We start from the raw sequence: 16369 nt of genomic DNA, 5'->3' as shown, positions 1-16369 counted from the left end.
CTACACGCCAAAGGCTGCGGCGCGGTACTTGCCGCGGAATACGGCATTAACCGTAGAGAGCGTAGACGGCATGATGAACGCGGCGCCGATAGCCTGTACGGCGCGCGCGGAGATCAGCGTAGCGGCGGAGGTAGAAAAACCCGCCATTACGCTGCCGGCCATGAATATAGTCAGGCCGGCGAGGAAAGCACGCTTGCGGCCCCAGGTATCAGCAATCTTGCCCGTCGACAGCAGCAGCGCCGCCAACAAAACCGCATAAAGGCTGTTGACCCACTGCGCTTGCGTCAGGTTGATCTGCAGGTCAGTGATGATCGAGGGCAATGCACGCCGACGATAGTGCCATCTAGAACAATGACGCCCAGCCCGACGGACAGAACCGCCAGGCTTATCCAATCGCGGCGAGTAGGCACCGTAACGTTTTCCTGTGCGCTGTGCTCGCTCATAGTTCGGCGTTCACCGAAGCATTGGTGCTGCCCTCATCTGGTTCTTTGATAGCCCGGCCCAAATTCACGAGGAAGACCGTCAGACCCACCGTGATAAAAATGTGTCCCAGACCGGCGATGCCAGAAATCATCTCATTGGATTCCTTGCCCAGCACCGTCAATATGCCGTGCGAAATTTGCATGCCGACGGTGAGCACCACGCCCACGTTGTACAGCCAGAAAAATGAGTTGAATAGTTGGCGGTGCCGCGACAATGCGAAGATCTTTTCCAGCGCCAAGAAGATGAGAAATAGCATGAAGCCCAATGCCAGCAAGTGGGTGTGAGCCACGCTTAGCTGCGTATATTCGCCTTCCGGGAAATCTTGTAGCTTCGTAAACTCCCGATAAAACAAGCCGGCGACCAAGCCCAAGACAAGGTAGAAAATCGCTGCCCTGTACAAAGCCTTCATGTCATTACTCCTTCCCAGTCATCGTTTTGACCGGATAGCCGAGTGGATCAATTTCTCTAAATACATATCTTGCCCCGACTTCTCTGGATTTGAATCGCAGAGGCGGTTGAACCTTGAATCAACCAGTAGGTTGATTGGACGCGCGTATCCTCGTGTTCACCAATCAGCGGTCAGATCACAAGTCGTTTCACAAACGAGTACAACGGGTATTGGACTGCTCTCCAAGCATCAATCAAATTTGCCAGTACCGGAGAAGAACGTGAAAACATCGACCAAAATACTGTCTCATAGTGTTCGACCGCTTATACTCAATAGCTGTGACTCAAATCGATCCAAATATTGAAACAGTCGCCTCTCTGCACTTGGACGGCGACCGATTCAAAGATTTTGGAATGCCTGCTGCAACCGCTCAAGAAATCGCAGCACTAGACGAGATACTCTATCAACTTATCGAACTACGCTGGAGAACAGAGCATCCCGAAAGCTCCAAACTGCCGAATAACTTCAGGCAAGACTTCGAGCTTCGAATCAACACCATCGCGGAAGGATCATCAACGCCACTCTTGGAAAGAATGCGTAGTACCCCAGACGCACCAACACTCTTCTCCGCTTCCGCTGACGAATTCACGGAGTATTATCGCCAAGCCATGGAGGAACTAGAAGAGATTCTCCGAGTTGCGTCTGAATATGGACCACTACCCCAAAGTGTTTTTGAGTTACCTCCGTCAGCAATCCGCAATATAGGTTCCACCCTCCGTGAGGATGAAAACCTACAAGTCGGACATGGTAGGATCACCGACTGGAGCAAGAAACCTGTTTACACGACTGTCGCACGTAAATACCTAATTGAGCAGCTTGACCGGCCACTGCATAAATATGTTACCTACAGCGGTCTAATAAGTCGCACGAACGTATCCAAACGCACTTTTAGTTTTGTAGATGCAGCATCCCGAGTTTCGGCAACAGCGAAATATAACCACGGGTTCGAACTCGAGATTGACGGAGAAAACGAACAGACCTGGGCTTGGGTCGAAGTTACAGGACAGGTCGAGTTTACAAATAATTCCAACACACACAGCTTCATCTCTGTCGATAAAATCAACACGACCCAGCTCACCGCCGATTACAACCGATTGCAGACACGCCTCAATGAGATTAGAGAATTACAATCAGGCTGGCTGGACGGTGAATATGGTGCCCCCTTCGCTAGTGACCAAATCGACCAAGCCCTAACAGTTTTGAAGGCTGCTGTAAATGCAGGGAAATTGCCGCATACAGTCGCACCTTCAATAGAAGGAGCTATCGAATTTTCTTGGATTGATAGAAACCAACACTTCTCAATCGAAGTGGAACCAGAAGGCGGGTTTTACCTCCATAAATCCAATACAGAATCAATGAATGCAATCGACAAGGATGTTGACTCACTCGGGAAACACCCTTCAGATCTCATCATGGAATGGGTTCGGAGGATCATCTAGTGAATAAACCGCAACGAATTTCAGAGCCTGAACAGAACATCCTCCGAGTCGTCAATGCTCAACACTTCGACAATGGATTGGTAACACCAGAAGCGTTCGTGCTAGCCAGCAACGACGGGAACAAACTTTCAGTCAACCAAGAAAGAAAAATCACCCCAGCTCACGCTTTAGAGCAAAAGACCGAAATTATCCGAGCCAGAAAAGAACGCGAAGGAAAGACTTTCACCCCACCCTCTGTGGTTGCACGAATGTCCGTTGCTGAAATCGAAAAAGTTCCACTACCAACTGAAGATGGAGAGCTCTACGATGCAGATGAATCCGCACTTTCAGTTTGGGATGATTCCATGCTCGAAGGAACGCCTGATAGTCACGCGTATATTGATTTTGTACTGGTAGCCCAGTCAAAGAAACGTCGCAAGGCGGTCTATAACCGTCTAGCGGCCATCAGTAACCAAAACGGAAAACTGTTCCACCAATAGTGATTGTGAGGTTACCCTCATTTCGACTCTCGAGAATCCGGTCAAGGGCCTACCCCGACGCGTTCACTTTCCGGGTCAGGCCCAGGCTTGTGAGGTGTACACGCTGCCGTGATCGGAATGGAATATAGCCCCGTCAAGACTGCCGCGCACGCCGTGTGCGTGGGCTAGGGCATCGATGACCAGTGAGACCCGCATGTGGTCTGCGAGTGCATGACCTGCACGTTTGCGTGAATACGTGTCAATAACTGTGGCCACATACATGTTTGTGCCTCCCTTGCCAGAAGCAGGTAGGTAATATCGCCGACGTAAACGCGATTCGGCTCGGTGGCTGTGAATAAGCGGGCCTAGTACATCCGGCATGACGCGGTGGCCAGGCTTACGCCTGGTAGTGATGCATCGGCGGCGTTTGGTAAAGCCTCTAAGTCCCATGGCTTTCATAATTCGTGCAACTTTCTTGTGATTGACCGGGGCATACGCCGAGTCCCCCTTAAGGCTCGCAGCGATGCGTTTAGCGCCGTAAAGACCAAGCTCATCATCAAAGATGGTTGCGATTCTCGCACCAATAACGGCATCAGAATACATCTTTAACCTGCGCTTTTCACGGGTTTGGACCCATTTATAAAACGAGGAACGATTCAGCTTTAACACATGGCACATCCGCTTGACCGAGTACTCGGTTCGGTGGTCATAGACAAACTGGAAGCAGAACTCCAGTGAGTTGCTTTAAGCAAAATATTTAGCGGCCTTGCGCAGGATGTCACGTTCTTCGCGCAGCTTAGAGACCTCTTTTTCGAGCTGGCGGATCCGTCTCATGACTCATTCGCCGCTTGGGCTTTATCCTGTATGGCTTTTATACGCGCACGTTTGCCGGTGCCGTACTTCTTGACCCAAGCATGAAGCGAGGCACGGTTGATACCGAGCTCTGCTGATGCTGAGTTCAGCGAGAGGTCCTCATTGTTCTCATAGAGGGCCACGGCATCGCGTTTGAACTGTTCAGAGTACCTGGACATGGTGGTAGATTACCTTTCTTTCCAGCCCGACTGGGCCGGATATCAGGTGTCCGCCAAACAGGAGTCAGGCCCTTCTCCCCCATTCCATCCATTGCGACCTATGTCATAGTAATGTATGGTTTGTTTCACAGGACACTTTTGGTGAAAGGAACTATAAAATGGGGTCCTCTACAATAAACTCTCCTCCCTCCGAAAGAAGGAAGCTCTCCGCCTGGGAGGTCACAGCGATTTCTGTCGGATTTATGGGACCAGTTATGGCCATGTCTTTGAATGGAATCGGAGTTGCCGGACTAGTCGGCAAGGCGGTTCCTTTCGCATTTGCTATCGCTTTTGCCGGAACACTTTTCGTTGCCTATGCCTTCGTACGACTTCTTCAGAGAGTTAAACATGCAGGCTCGGTTTATGCGTTGGCCGGTATCACCATTGGCCCCAAATCTGGATTCTTTAGCGGCTTCGCATTACTCGGCACATATGTCTTCATGACTACTTGCATTTTGGGCGCCTGTAGCGTTTTTTTCGAAGCAATGTTGCAAGAATTGGGGGCTCAAACTCCGGTTGGCCTTTGGCTTCTCATACCTATCATTGTCTCTACAGCCGGACTCTATCTAAATTTAAGAAACTCATCTGCCGCCGCTCGTGTGACGCTTGCGATCGGCTTTGTTGGAATCTTAGCGATGGTGGTCCTTTCCGTTGTCATATTGGTCAAAGTGACCGGAGGAGATTCTTTAGCTTCTACTTCCCTTGATTTTCAAACACTTACTCCGGCTGGGAATTCTTGGTCAGCCGTAATGACGGCATCTGTATTCGCTTTCCTTTCCTGGGCAGGGTTTGAGTCTGGTTCATCGCTTGGAGAAGAAACGGCAAATCCCAAACGCACAGTTCCACTCTCATTGCTCCTAGCAGTAATCATTGGTGGATTTCTCTACGTATTCGTCATGTTCGCCCAAGTCAATGGTTTCGGAACTGACGAGAAGGGCGTAGCTATGTTTGCCGAATCGTCCTCAACTTTGACTCAGCTTGGTTCAATGTACATCGGACAGTGGTTCTCGGTTCTAATTTCAGTAATCGCCTTCGCAGTTGCATTCGGGGCGTTCCTCAGCTCGAGTACCGCCACCTCCAGGCTCATCCACACTCTTGCTCGCGACGGCTTCGGTCCCTCAACGTTCGCAAATCGCGATTCAAAAACGTTTATTCCTAAAAGCTCCGTATGGGCCACTAACATTATCGGTTTGCTTTTGGCTCTCGCACTTGGAACTGCTGGGCGGAGCAGCGTCGAAATCTACTATTGGTACGCGACAATTGCCACCCTCTGCATGGTTGTTGCTTATGGCATGGCATCAGTAGGGGCTATCAAATTTATTCTAAAAAAAGATTCCAGCATTCCTCGGTGGGAAACCATCTTTCCACTACTTGCTGTGGGCTATCTAGTCTACGTCTACTTCATTCAAGTTGTAGGCCAAGAGGCGCCGTACACCTACTTCCCTTGGATTTCAGGGGCCTGGTGCCTTTTAGGACTCATAATCGTCTTGGCAAAACCCCGATTAGCTAACCAAATTGGAAGAAAACTAACTAAGGAGGACATCGAATAATGTCTAACCCCAAAAACTCAAGCACCTTTACTTTCCTCGCAACAAGCGATATCTCGGCTCGAACCAAAGGCCGCGCTGTAAGCACAAAGGACTTCAAAGAAGGCACAAGCGTGGGTTGGGTGCCAGCCAACCTGGGAATTGGGCCTCTAGGTCACATCGTCAGTGGCATTCCTTACGATTCAACTGGTGACATTCGCCTACTAGCAGATCCCAATGCCCTTTTTCATTTGAAGGGAATCCCAAACCTCCCCGATTTTAACGTCTGCTTTTCTGACTTAGTCAACAATGATGGAACGGCTTGGGAGTCTTGCTCGCGTACCTTTCTAAAAAATGCGGTAGAAGAACTGAAAGACGAACACGGGCTCACCCTTACTGCTTCATTTGAACACGAGTTCACCGAAACAAATGCCTCCGAATCCACTCACCCATTTTCGTTCTCGAACTTCGTAGACGGAGAGCCTGTAGGAGGAACGATTTTCGAAATCTTAGAGCAAGCTGGAATTGAACCAGAATGTTGGCTTCCCGAGTATGCACCTTACCAGTATGAACTCACTATGAAACCATCCGATCCAGTCTTGGCTGCTGATCGTGCAATTCTGCTCAGAGAAATCGTGCGTACCTGCTTCAAAGCTTACGGTCGTGAGGTTACGTTTTCACCTGTCCCAGACGCCTCCGAGGGTGGATCCGGCGTACACGTTCACTATGGACTTTATGGACGCAATGGTGAAATCATTTCTTTTGATCCAAACAAACCGGGGCGGATGTCTAAGATTGCTAGCCAGTTTAATGCAGGAATTATAAAGTACGCTGCTCCAATGACTAGCTTGTTCGCTCCTCTTACCGTCAGCTATCACCGCCTGAAACCAAATAAGTGGTCTGTCGCGCAGGCTTTCTGCGGGGAACAAAACCGAGAAGCACTTGTAAGAATCTGCCCAACTAACGAAATTGGTAATCGAAAGCCTGACAAACAATTCCACTTTGAGTTCCGCGGTGGAGACGTCGGAGCAAATCCTTGGATCCTGATGGGTATTATCATTCGAGCAGGCATGGCTGGGATAGTTGAAAACTTGGACCCTGTAAGGGTGGTAGTAGGTGAAGCGGACTCGGACAAAGACTCTTCTTTCGAGGGTCAGCCGTTGCCATCGACCTTGGAAGAAGCCCTAAAGGCTTTCGAAGAAAATGAAGTTGTTCGTTCTTGGTTCTCCGAGGCTTGGGTAGAAACTTTCCTTAAGGTGAAGCGAGATGAAATTGCCACGTTAGAAGAAAAAAGCATCGAAGAGCAATGTGAGGTGTATGCAGATGTCTATTAAGAGTATCAATGAGTTCCTACATGCATTGGATTCTCTTCCATTGTTCGACCACCACTGCCATGGAACCGTTACTGAACAACTTCAGCGCCCCGACTTTGAAGAACTCATTTCCGAGTCGTCTAGCCCAGCAACCGTCGGAACGACTCGATTCGATTCCCAAATTGGTTTTCAGGTTCGAGGCGCCTGTGCTCCAGTCTTAGGATTGGACTCATTTTGCTCACCAGAAGAGTACATGGCGAAGAGAACATCTATGCCATCAGAAAGCATTAACAAGAAGTTTCTCGAAGCCACCGGAATCGAGACTTTTGGTCTCGAGACAGGTCACTCCGCAGATATGATCACGTCCCCTAACGAACTACATCAACTAACCGGGAAAACTGTCCATGAAGTAGTTCGGCTAGAAAGGGTCGCCGAAGAAGTAGCTGAAAAAATCCGCGATCAGGAAACCTACGAAAAGGAGGCTGCCTTTCTCGAAGAACTCGACACCACTCTGCGGGCTCGAATAAAAAATGCAATAGGAGTAAAGTCCATTGCCGCATACCGGGTTGGTTTAGATTTCCCATTCACTCGTCCAACCGAGAATGAACTATCAAAAGCGGTGACTAAATTACTAGCCCAGGAAGGAAGTATTCGACTCGAGGATAGTACAATCATTCGACACCTACTGTGGTTCGCAATCGACAAAGCTCAAGTAATTCAGCTCCATATCGGATATGGCGATGACGACGTGGACCTTCATCGATGCAATCCACTGTTGCTTACCAATCTATTTCGGCAATCGATCGGATCTGGCGCGCGCTTTACTCTGCTACACTGCTACCCTTACCATCGAGAGGCGGGGTACCTAGCGGACGTGTTTCCACATGTCTACTTCGATGTAGGGCTAGCGATTAATTACACTGGGGCCCGCGCTAATGCTGTAATTGCTGAATCTCTAGAACTAAGTCCTTTCGGAAAGATTCTATTCAGCTCCGATGCGTTTGGACTCCCTGAGCTATACTATCTAGGGGCGAAATTGTTCCGCGAGGGATTAGCTAAGGCTCTAATCAACTTCCACGAAGAAGCGAATTGGCCTCTTGACGAATGCTACCGAATCGCTCGGATGATCGGCTACGAAAACGCAGCACGACTTTATGAAGTAGATTAGGAGAGCTGGAAACATGAACGAGCATTTGAAGAAGCTATCTCAACAATGGATTAATGAGTTCCTGAAAACTGCTTCCAAATCGAGCGCACTCAGAAAAACCATTCACCAACATCCGCAAATTAGCGGCGAAGAGGGCCCTACAAAAGAACTGATGCTAAAAGAAATGGGCATCAGTTTTGACTCCGTTGCAGAGACTGGCGCAGTCGGCCGAATTGGTCCAACGATAGGCCCCAGTATCGGAATGCGTGGCGAATTGGATGCTTTGCCAGTGCAAGAGAATACAAACGTCGAGTGGGCTGCCACCTCCAACAAAATGCATGCATGCGGCCACGACATTCATCTTGCGGCGTTAGCAGGCGTCGTCAACGCAGCAAAAAATATCGATCTTCCTTTTGGGTTAGTCCCAATTCTTCAGCCCAGAGAAGAAACCTATCCTTCGGGGGCTCTTGATATCTCCGAATCCGGTCTATTAGAAAAGCACAAAGTCAGCCATGTAATCGGGGCACATGTGCATCCAGCCATTCAACTCGGCTCAATCGCGGCCGGCTCTGGATTTGTCAACGCTGCGGCAGGCGAAATCGAAATCAGAGTGCGCGGTAAAGGAGGGCATGGGGCTTATCCTCACAAAGCCAACGACGTAGCGACACCTACTGCTCAGATCGCTCTCGGACTATCCGAGGTAGTACGTAGGAATAACGATCCAATGAGCCCAGCTGTGGTGAGCATCGGTAGCATTTCAGTCGGACAAGGAGCCGCAAACGTCTTGCCTCAAACTGGTAGCATCTTCGCAACGATTAGAAGCACTAGCATCGAAACAAATGACGAACTTGCAAACCAGATCAATCAATTCGCCACTTTTACGGCACAGAGCTTAGGCTGTTCTGCAGAAACCAGATATACTCCCGGCGAACCAGCCCTGGTCAACGCAGACTCCTTGGCTAATAAATTTGAGTCGTACGCTGCAGAGATTGACATACCATTAGCCAATACGATGCGCTCTCTAGGCGCCGATGATTTTTCCTATTACGGAGAAAACTGTCCCTCTTTAATGTGTTTCGTGGGGGTCAACGAAGGCGATACCCCTTCACTACACGATGCCGAATTTTTACCACCAGATGAAGCAATTATCCACGTCGCCAAAGCTTTTATCACTGGCTATATTGCCGCAGCGGATAACTTACTGGAAAGATAATGTCCTACAGCATCACTGAGCAGATCAATGCTAAATTTCCAACCCTGTCACAAGCAGAAAAGGATGCGGCAAGGTGTCTGCTAAACAGCTATCCTTGGGTCGGCCTTAAGACGGTCCAGCACTTTGCTGTCCAAGCAAATGTCAGCAGTGCAACGATCGTTCGCTTTGTGCAAACCATGGGCTTCAAAGGGTTTAAGCAATTTCAGAGCGCTCTAATGAAAGAGGTTTCTGAAAGAGATGCCTCACCACTCAGCCAGGCTGGGGACGATTTCCCCAGCCTAGCTAATGACCGAGTAGAACAGACACTCAATCATTCAGCCGAAGCTTTTTTACGCGGAATTGAATCGACTTTTAAATACGCCAAAAAAGACGATATTGAAAAAGTCATAACCCTCCTATCGGATCAAAAGCACCGCATTGTTTCTCACGGCGGAACTTTCTCATGGGTACTAGCTCAACATTTTGTTGCTCAGCTCAGTCTCTTCCGTGGTAACCAACTAGCAGCACCATTGTCCGATCTTGCCCTTATTGAATTAATATCCCAAACGTCTGCCGACGACATTTGGGTTTTCTTCGACTTCCGGAGATACAGTCCACGTTCAGAACGAATTGCGCGGCTAGTCAAGGAAAAAGGCGCCTTGGTTATCTTAACCACAGATAGATGGATGTCCCCTATATCCTCGTACAGTGATGCAACCTTGGTCACCCGCGTCGAGGCATTCGGCCCCTCTGACACTCTGGTTCCCGCATTCGCGCTAATCGAAGCAATTTGCGAGTGCGTCTCGAGGGAAATAGGAAAAACGGGGATCCAATATCTTGAAGCATTCGAAATTCTTCGAAAAGAACTCAGCTGAAAATAGTCGGAGCTTCGGTACGGTCGTTGCTGGCTGTATCGCCTGAGCCTTCAATCCTCTGGAATCTAAGCCCGAGCTTCCACCACTTCTTTACTTCGGAGAACTAAGGTTACAAAGGTACTGCCCCACGCCTTGCTAGAAAGAACTCCCAGATTGAGCACCGCTAACCTCAACCAGTCTGTCGTCTGGAACACCGCCGATAAGTACCTCCGGTCCATCGTGGAACCCGAGGATTACGGCGACTACATCCTGCCACTGACAGTTCTCCGCCGCCTTGAATGCATTCTGGCGCCGACCAAGGACCAGGTGCTTGAGCTGGTCAGCTCCTTGCACGCCGACGGGGTCAGCGAGGCGTACATGGACTGGGAAGTGCAGTCCCAGTTTGGACTTTCCTTCTATAACAGGTCGGAGCTCGATCTCACTCGCATCGCTGAAACCGATGACCATGTCTACGACTCATTGATGGACTACGTGGGCGCATTCTCACAGTCTGTTCGGGATATCTGGGATGCATTCGACTTCGGAGTGAAGATGAGCACCCTTGATCAGGCAGGCCGCTTGTGGCCGGTGATTAAGCACTTCTCCACCATTGATATGTCTCTCGAGGCGCTTCCTGATGCTCAGATGGGCGACCTATTCGAGAACGTCATGTACCGCGCGTTCAACACCAAAGGCAAAGCCGCAGGTGCTTTCTATACCCCGCGTGACGCAATTCGCCTCATGGTGGATATCCTGTTCGCTTCCGATGACACTGGACTAACCTCTTCAGGTGCTTCACGTACCGTTTACGATCCCACCGCTGGTACGGGCGGTATGTTGCTGGTTGCAGCACGTGCGTTAAAAGAGCTTAATCCCGACATTGAAGTTAACCTCGCTGGCCAAGAACTCATGCCTACCGGCTACGCCATTGGCAAAGCTGACCTCCTTATTCAAGGAGGTGAACCGGATGCGATTCGCCACGGTGACACTCTGCTGACTGATCTCTATGAGGGCGAGCAATTCGAGTACATCTTGTCCAACCCGCCGTTCGGCTCCGACTGGTCGGTGCAGCAATCGTCGGTCAAGGAGCAGGCCAAGGTTCCTAGTTCCCGCTTTAGCCATGGCCTGCCCAATAAGGGCGATGGCCAGATGCTGTTCCTTGCCCACGTTGCTTCCAAGCTCATGCCTGCAGGCGAGAACGGTTCTGGAGGACGTGGCGCGGTGGTATCCAACGGCTCGCCACTGTTTACAGGTGGCCCAGGTTCAGGCCCTGATCAGATCCGCGCGTGGCTACTAGAGAATTCCCTCGTGGACGCAATTATCCAGCTACCCACCAACATGTTCTACGGCACCGGCATTTCCACCTACGTATGGATTCTTGACACAAACAAGGAAGACCACCGCAAGGGCTATGTACAACTTATCGACGCCTCCGAGTGCTGGTCTGTCCCGGATAAGGGATTAGGCGACAAGCGCCGCGAGATGCGCGAAGCTGACCGAAACAAGGTGCTCCAAGCCTATAGCGACTTTGCCGATAGCGATATGTCCAAGGTCCTCACGCCGGACGATTTAGGTTTCCGAGACGTGAAGGTCACCAAGCAGGCACGACTGGGAGTTCACGTCACCGACGAAGCAATTGCTGAGGTACTGGAACACAAGCAGGCCGTTGAAGCACACGCCGACGTTGTGCGCGCGGTGGCTGACACTTCCTACAACGATCTGCCGGACGCACTCAAGGCCGCGGCCAAGGAACACGGTGTGAAGATGCCCGCCACGCTTATCGACGCCATCTCCAAGGTCATCGCCGTCCCCGCCCCAGACGTAGAGCCAGCAGTTGACCGCAAGGGCAACCCAGTTCTCGATCCGTCATTCACCATGACTGAGCGCGTGCCACTGACCGAAGACATTGACGAGCACATGCAGCGCGAAGTACTCCCCTTCGCCCCAGATGTCACCTGGGACGCAGCCAAGGCCGTCACCGGCTACGAGATCCCATTTAAGCGCGTGTTCTACAAACCAGAGCCGGTTCGTCCCCTAGCCGAAATCGATGCCGACGTGGCCGAGGTCATGGGCCGTCTCATGGAGAAGTTCGGGCAGGTGAGGAAGTAATGGCTGAGACTGATTCTCGAATTATGCCTAAGCTCGGGTTACTCTCAACAACCCAATCAGGCTCTGGGTTTCCACCTCGGATGCAAGGGCAGACTTCAAAAGAATTGCCCTTTTATAAGGTCGGATCACTATCTATAGTCGGAGAAGACGGCACAATCAATGACTCACGCAACACAATAAGTATTGACGAAGCTCACGAACTCAAGGCTGCGATTGTCCCGTCCGGCAGCATCTTGATGGCTAAAATCGGCGCAGCATTATTGTTAGGCCGGTTCGTTCAGACCAAGTTTGATTGCTGCATCGATAACAACATGTTGGCACTAATTCCTCAAAAGGAAGTAGATTCAAAATACCTGCACTATGCCACATGCCTAATCGACGTCACGCATTTGGAGAATCCAGGCCCAGTACCGACATTGGACATTAACGGACTCACCCAAGTCAGGATCCCCCTCCCACCGCTGGACACCCAACGCGCCATCGCCGACTACCTCGACCGCGAGACCGCCGAGATCGACGGTATGCGCGCCGATTTGGACAAGATGGAGCGGCTGCTGAAAGAGCGACGCAATAATGCCATCATCTCAATGGTTGGTGGAGAAAATGTAGAAAGCGGAAGTGACTCTTTTCGGCGCTATCCCAAAATTAAACTAGATCGAGTCGCTTCCGCGTACCAGCCTAAAACTATCTCCCAAGAGGAAATGCGCAGCGATGGACAATTCCCTGTTTATGGTGCAAATGGCGTAATTGGGCGCTATCAGTTTTACAACCATAAGGATTCCGAGATTACTGTGGCTTGTCGTGGCGCGACCTGTGGTGCTGTTAATGTAACGGCCCCATTCTCTTGGATCACGGGAAATGCAATGGTGGTAAAGCCTAGAACTCAATACATTAATAAAATATTTATGCGTTTTGCACTTGAAGCGTCCGATTATGAACTAATCGTCTCCGGCAGTGCTCAACCCCAAATAACGAGAGAGACCTTATACAAACTTGAAGTTCCCCTCCCATCCCTTACCGAACAGCGCCGCATTGCAGACGAGATCGATCGTGAGACCGCTGAGATTGATTCAATGTTGGAGGACATTACGAAGTTGCGGGATTTGCTTGCTGAGCGTCGCGCAGCGGTGATTTCTGCGGCGGTAACTGGCCAGATTGATACCCCTGACACCCCTACTCCGAAGGACGAAGCTCATGCCTAAACGTGACATTACGCTCGAAGAGCGACTAGAAGAAACCATCTGCGAGTCGCTTAAAGCTAGCGGTTGGATCTATGAGAAAGGAATGAGCGACACTGGCTGGGATGCACGCCTTGGTTTGTTTCCTGCAGACGTGCTTCACTGGCTGGAAACCCAGTACCCGGAGGATTACGCCAAAGCCGTGCCGCAGGACGCGACCGAGGAAACGCGCAAAAACGCGCAGCGTCTGCTATTGGAATACGTCGCCAAGCGGCTAGAATCCACAACCCGCAAGGACGCACAAACCGGGCGCATACGCGGTGGTCTTTTGGGAACGCTGCGCGAGGGCTTTAAGTACGCACAAACTAATGCGCGCTCAGCAACCTTTGGCCCCATGGTGGCATTCCCACCTGCCAACCCGCTCAGTGTGTCCGCGGCGAAGCGTGCAGAGGACAACCGGCTGCGCATTATCCGGCAGGTTCACTTTGATACGACCAGTGGCGAGACACTGGATCTCGTCGCCACGGTCAACGGCATTCCGGTGGCCACGTTTGAGCTGAAGACCGACAACACGCAGTCAGTAACTCATGCAATGAAGCAATACCGCAGGGATCGTGTGCCGTCGAAGAATCGTCGCGTGCTCCTGCCGGGGCGCGCACTGGTTCACTTCGTGGTGTCGAATGATGAGGTCTACATGACCACGGTACTCAAAGGAAAGGAAACTGAGTTCCTGCCATTTAACCAGGGCCACGACGGTGCAGGTGGAAACCCGCCAATTGCAGGCAAGTCTGCTACTTCCTACCTGTGGGAGCAGGTGTTGCAGCCTAGGCTCCTCCTACGTATCTTAAGCGACTTTGCTGTGTGGGAGCCGGATTCTAATTCCAAGCGCGGAACTCAAGGCAAGCTCATTTTCCCGCGCTTCCACCAGCTGCGAGCAGTGGAGAAAGTCACCACTGATGTAGCTCAGCGCGGCGCTGGCGGTCGCTATCTCATCGAGCACTCCGCAGGCTCTGGCAAGACCAAGACGATTGCGTGGCTAGCCCACCGCTTGATTAGGCAGGTAGCCGATGACGGAACTAAGACCTTTGACTCCATCATCGTCGTTACTGACCGCACTGCGCTGGATACCAATATCCGCCAAGACATGCAGGCGCTCGCCGCTTCACGCGGCCTGGTCGTTTCTGTTGGTGAAAACTCCGGCTCGAAGTCACCCCAGTTGCAGCAGGCGCTGGTTGAGGGCGGGCACATCATTACCTGTACATTGCAGACATTCCCGTATGTGCTCTCGTTGCTCGATAGTGACCCAGATATTCAGGGCCGCAACTGGTGCGTGATCGCCGATGAAGCCCACTCGTCACAAACCGGATCCTCCGCCTCGGCGCTGCGTGAACTGCTGGCAGAAGTCGACGTGAATGAGACAGAGGAATACACCGCCGATGACCTACTTGAGCTGCGCCAGGAAGCAGTAGCCAATGCTTCCAATATGACGTTCGTAGCGTTCACTGCCACTCCCAAGGGCAAGACCCTGCGCCTGTTCGGTTCGCAGACCCCAGACGGCCACTACGTCGCTTTCGACACTTATCCCATGGGCCAGGCCATTGCCGAGAACTTCATCATGGATGTGCTCACCAACTACTCCACCTACACCATGTGGGCGGAGGTCCGCGATGAACTGGGCCGAACCGAGGAAGTAGACCAGTCCGCCGCAGTCACGGACATGGTACGCTTTGTCCGCCTACATCCGACCTCCATTGCCCAAAAAGTCGAGGTCGTTGTAGAGCACTACCGCCGCAATGTTGCGCACCACCTCGATGGTCAGGCTCGTGCCATGGTGGTCACCTCATCGCGCAAAGCAGCAGTGCACTGGTCCCGCGAGATGAACCGCTACATCACTGCAAAAGGCTACGGGTTCCATTCGCTGGTGGCATTCTCCGATGCTGTGAGTATGGAGGACGAACCAGAGCCCGTGACCGAGGTAAGTCTCAACGGCGAGTCCGACGTGGAACGCGCGTTCAAAGATGACGACCTGGACTACCGCGTGCTCATCGTGGCCAACAAGTTCCAAACTGGGTTCAACGAGCCGCGTCTGTGCGCGATGTATGTGGACAAGCACCTCTCTGGTGTGGCAACGGTGCAAACCCTGTCGCGCCTGAACCGAATCTATCCGAAGAAGCCTGCTCCGATGGTGGTCGATTTCGTCAACGATCCCGAACTCATTGAGGCCGACTTCAAGCGCTATTACCAAGGCGCCTCGATTGATACCGACATTGACCCAAACTCGCTGCACACGCTTGCCGACGAACTCGATACCTCAGGCTATTACGATCCCGACGAGATGAACAAGGTCGCCGAAACCTATATGGCCGGCGAAGATTCAGAGAAGCTACGCGGTGCCGCTGACGCAATCCTTAGCCGCTGGCGTGCAGACCGTAGCTCTGCCGATAAAAGTGCTCTCGAGCACGCCAAGGATTTCAAGGCCCACGTGCTGAAATATCGCCATGCCTACGAGTTCTTATCCCAAATCATCGCTTATGCCGATGCTGATGTATCCCGGCGCGCAATGCTGTGCAGCGTCCTAGAGCCAAACCTGCACATTACCGAGCTGGATGACAGTGAAGACTTCCTCACCGGTGTCACGTTGGCCGGCGTCGCGATTGCCCAAGGTGAAGTTGAAGAGGACCATAGCGTTACCGGTGGCGAATCTGAGGCATTGCAGGTGCCGGAGTTCACTGTTCGCCTGGGCGAGCCACAGACTCCACTGCGCAGCGCCTTTGATGAAGCCGTAGAAAAGGTCAATGATCTTTTCTCGCTCGCAGGAGTTGACGTTGACAGCGGCGATACCGCCCAAATGATCGTTGCTGCTTGGGGCACGCTGTCTAGCCAGCCAGCAGCCGTCAAACTCGGCCAAGAAAACTCCAAGGAGCAGCTCAAGCGCTCTAAGCGGTTTAAGGCCGAAGCAACGCGGGCAATTTTTAGTGGCATCGAACAGCGCAAGCAGCGGGATGCTCTGGTTTCTAGTGATAAAAATGTGCTCGATAGCTTGGTGGATGCACTGGCCAATATTATGGCTTCAGCAAAAGAAACAGGTCAGCTAGAAAGCTAAAAGGCCAGTTCTGTACACCGCAGCATAAAGCCCCAGGTCTCCACTGCTG

At 51.5% G+C, this 16369-nt stretch carries 14 protein-coding genes; 10 read left to right on the top strand and 4 right to left on the bottom strand.

Annotated features, from left to right (window positions below):
* Positions 1 to 321 (bottom strand): MFS transporter, encoded by a 321-nt coding sequence (locus ACP8IT_RS03820; protein WP_474901773.1) that lies wholly within the window; start codon positions 319 to 321, stop codon positions 1 to 3.
* 118 nt (positions 322 to 439) lie between these two features.
* Positions 440 to 892, bottom strand: a complete 453-nt coding sequence (locus ACP8IT_RS03815; RefSeq protein ID WP_302527174.1) for a DUF2871 domain-containing protein — start codon at positions 890 to 892, stop codon at positions 440 to 442.
* Between the two features lie 317 nt (positions 893 to 1209).
* Here ACP8IT_RS03815 and ACP8IT_RS03810 point away from each other — a divergent pair, with 317 nt between their 5' ends.
* Both ACP8IT_RS03810 and ACP8IT_RS03805 read left to right on the top strand, forming a co-directional pair.
* The gene (locus tag ACP8IT_RS03810; protein ID WP_302527173.1) at positions 1210 to 2370 is read left to right on the top strand and encodes a hypothetical protein; all 1161 of its coding nucleotides are present in this window, start codon (positions 1210 to 1212) and stop codon (positions 2368 to 2370) included.
* Positions 2370 to 2849: a hypothetical protein gene (locus ACP8IT_RS03805; protein ID WP_302527172.1), complete on the top strand. Its 480-nt coding sequence runs from the start codon at positions 2370 to 2372 to the stop codon at positions 2847 to 2849. Before ACP8IT_RS03810 ends, ACP8IT_RS03805 begins: the two co-directional genes overlap by 1 nt.
* A 75-nt stretch (positions 2850 to 2924) precedes the next feature.
* On the opposite strand, the gene ACP8IT_RS03800 is transcribed toward ACP8IT_RS03805, so the two are convergent.
* Complete coding sequence (locus ACP8IT_RS03800) at positions 2925 to 3431, bottom strand: IS3 family transposase (protein ID WP_474896250.1); 507 nt, start codon at positions 3429 to 3431, stop codon at positions 2925 to 2927.
* Positions 3432 to 3658: 227 nt separating this feature from the next.
* Positions 3659 to 3859 carry a transposase gene (locus ACP8IT_RS03795; RefSeq protein ID WP_474901778.1) on the bottom strand — a complete coding sequence of 67 codons (201 nt, stop codon included), beginning with the start codon at positions 3857 to 3859 and terminating at the stop codon, positions 3659 to 3661.
* 158 nt (positions 3860 to 4017) lie between these two features.
* Here ACP8IT_RS03795 and ACP8IT_RS03790 point away from each other — a divergent pair, with 158 nt between their 5' ends.
* The 8 genes from ACP8IT_RS03790 (at position 4018) to ACP8IT_RS03755 (ending at position 16320) form a co-directional block, all read left to right on the top strand.
* Positions 4018 to 5448 (top strand): APC family permease, encoded by a 1431-nt coding sequence (locus ACP8IT_RS03790; RefSeq protein WP_490290435.1) that lies wholly within the window; start codon positions 4018 to 4020, stop codon positions 5446 to 5448.
* Entirely contained in the window at positions 5448 to 6758 is a 1311-nt protein-coding gene (locus tag ACP8IT_RS03785; RefSeq protein WP_284612603.1) for a type I glutamate--ammonia ligase, read from the top strand. Before ACP8IT_RS03790 ends, ACP8IT_RS03785 begins: the two co-directional genes overlap by 1 nt.
* On the top strand, positions 6748 to 7905 hold the full coding sequence (locus ACP8IT_RS03780) for an amidohydrolase family protein (RefSeq protein WP_284612604.1): 1158 nt from the start codon (positions 6748 to 6750) through the stop codon (positions 7903 to 7905). Before ACP8IT_RS03785 ends, ACP8IT_RS03780 begins: the two co-directional genes overlap by 11 nt.
* Before the next feature lie 13 nt (positions 7906 to 7918).
* Positions 7919 to 9097 carry a M20 metallopeptidase family protein gene (locus tag ACP8IT_RS03775; protein ID WP_284612605.1) on the top strand — a complete coding sequence of 393 codons (1179 nt, stop codon included), beginning with the start codon at positions 7919 to 7921 and terminating at the stop codon, positions 9095 to 9097.
* On the top strand, positions 9097 to 9951 hold the full coding sequence (locus tag ACP8IT_RS03770) for a MurR/RpiR family transcriptional regulator (RefSeq protein WP_023017588.1): 855 nt from the start codon (positions 9097 to 9099) through the stop codon (positions 9949 to 9951). The genes ACP8IT_RS03775 and ACP8IT_RS03770 overlap by 1 nt, the downstream gene beginning before the upstream one ends.
* Before the next feature lie 153 nt (positions 9952 to 10104).
* Positions 10105 to 12039 carry a type I restriction-modification system subunit M gene (locus ACP8IT_RS03765; protein WP_490290434.1) on the top strand — a complete coding sequence of 645 codons (1935 nt, stop codon included), beginning with the start codon at positions 10105 to 10107 and terminating at the stop codon, positions 12037 to 12039.
* The gene (locus tag ACP8IT_RS03760) at positions 12039 to 13241 is read left to right on the top strand and encodes a restriction endonuclease subunit S (protein ID WP_474896242.1); all 1203 of its coding nucleotides are present in this window, start codon (positions 12039 to 12041) and stop codon (positions 13239 to 13241) included. Before ACP8IT_RS03765 ends, ACP8IT_RS03760 begins: the two co-directional genes overlap by 1 nt.
* The gene (locus tag ACP8IT_RS03755; protein ID WP_284612610.1) at positions 13234 to 16320 is read left to right on the top strand and encodes a type I restriction endonuclease subunit R; all 3087 of its coding nucleotides are present in this window, start codon (positions 13234 to 13236) and stop codon (positions 16318 to 16320) included. Before ACP8IT_RS03760 ends, ACP8IT_RS03755 begins: the two co-directional genes overlap by 8 nt.
* The last annotated feature ends 49 nt before the right edge of the window (positions 16321 to 16369 follow it).

The sequence above is a fragment of the Corynebacterium sp. LaCa_23 genome (assembly GCF_058182375.1).
This window is presented reverse-complemented; position numbering and strand designations above follow the sequence as displayed.

Bases quoted from the DNA above. Each gene is read 5' to 3' on its own strand.
- ACP8IT_RS03815 (WP_302527174.1), bottom strand. From the start codon at position 892: ATGAAGGCTTTGTACAGGGCAGCGATTTTCTACCTTGTCTTGGGCTTG.
- ACP8IT_RS03800 (WP_474896250.1), bottom strand. From the start codon at position 3,431: ATGTATTCTGATGCCGTTATTGGTGCGAGAATCGCAACCATCTTTGAT.
- ACP8IT_RS03795 (WP_474901778.1), bottom strand. From the start codon at position 3,859: ATGTCCAGGTACTCTGAACAGTTCAAACGCGATGCCGTGGCCCTCTAT.
- ACP8IT_RS03790 (WP_490290435.1), top strand. From the start codon at position 4,018: ATGGGGTCCTCTACAATAAACTCTCCTCCCTCCGAAAGAAGGAAGCTC.
- ACP8IT_RS03785 (WP_284612603.1), top strand. From the start codon at position 5,448: ATGTCTAACCCCAAAAACTCAAGCACCTTTACTTTCCTCGCAACAAGC.
- ACP8IT_RS03780 (WP_284612604.1), top strand. From the start codon at position 6,748: ATGTCTATTAAGAGTATCAATGAGTTCCTACATGCATTGGATTCTCTT.
- ACP8IT_RS03775 (WP_284612605.1), top strand. From the start codon at position 7,919: ATGAACGAGCATTTGAAGAAGCTATCTCAACAATGGATTAATGAGTTC.
- ACP8IT_RS03770 (WP_023017588.1), top strand. From the start codon at position 9,097: ATGTCCTACAGCATCACTGAGCAGATCAATGCTAAATTTCCAACCCTG.
- ACP8IT_RS03760 (WP_474896242.1), top strand. From the start codon at position 12,039: ATGGCTGAGACTGATTCTCGAATTATGCCTAAGCTCGGGTTACTCTCA.
- ACP8IT_RS03755 (WP_284612610.1), top strand. From the start codon at position 13,234: ATGCCTAAACGTGACATTACGCTCGAAGAGCGACTAGAAGAAACCATC.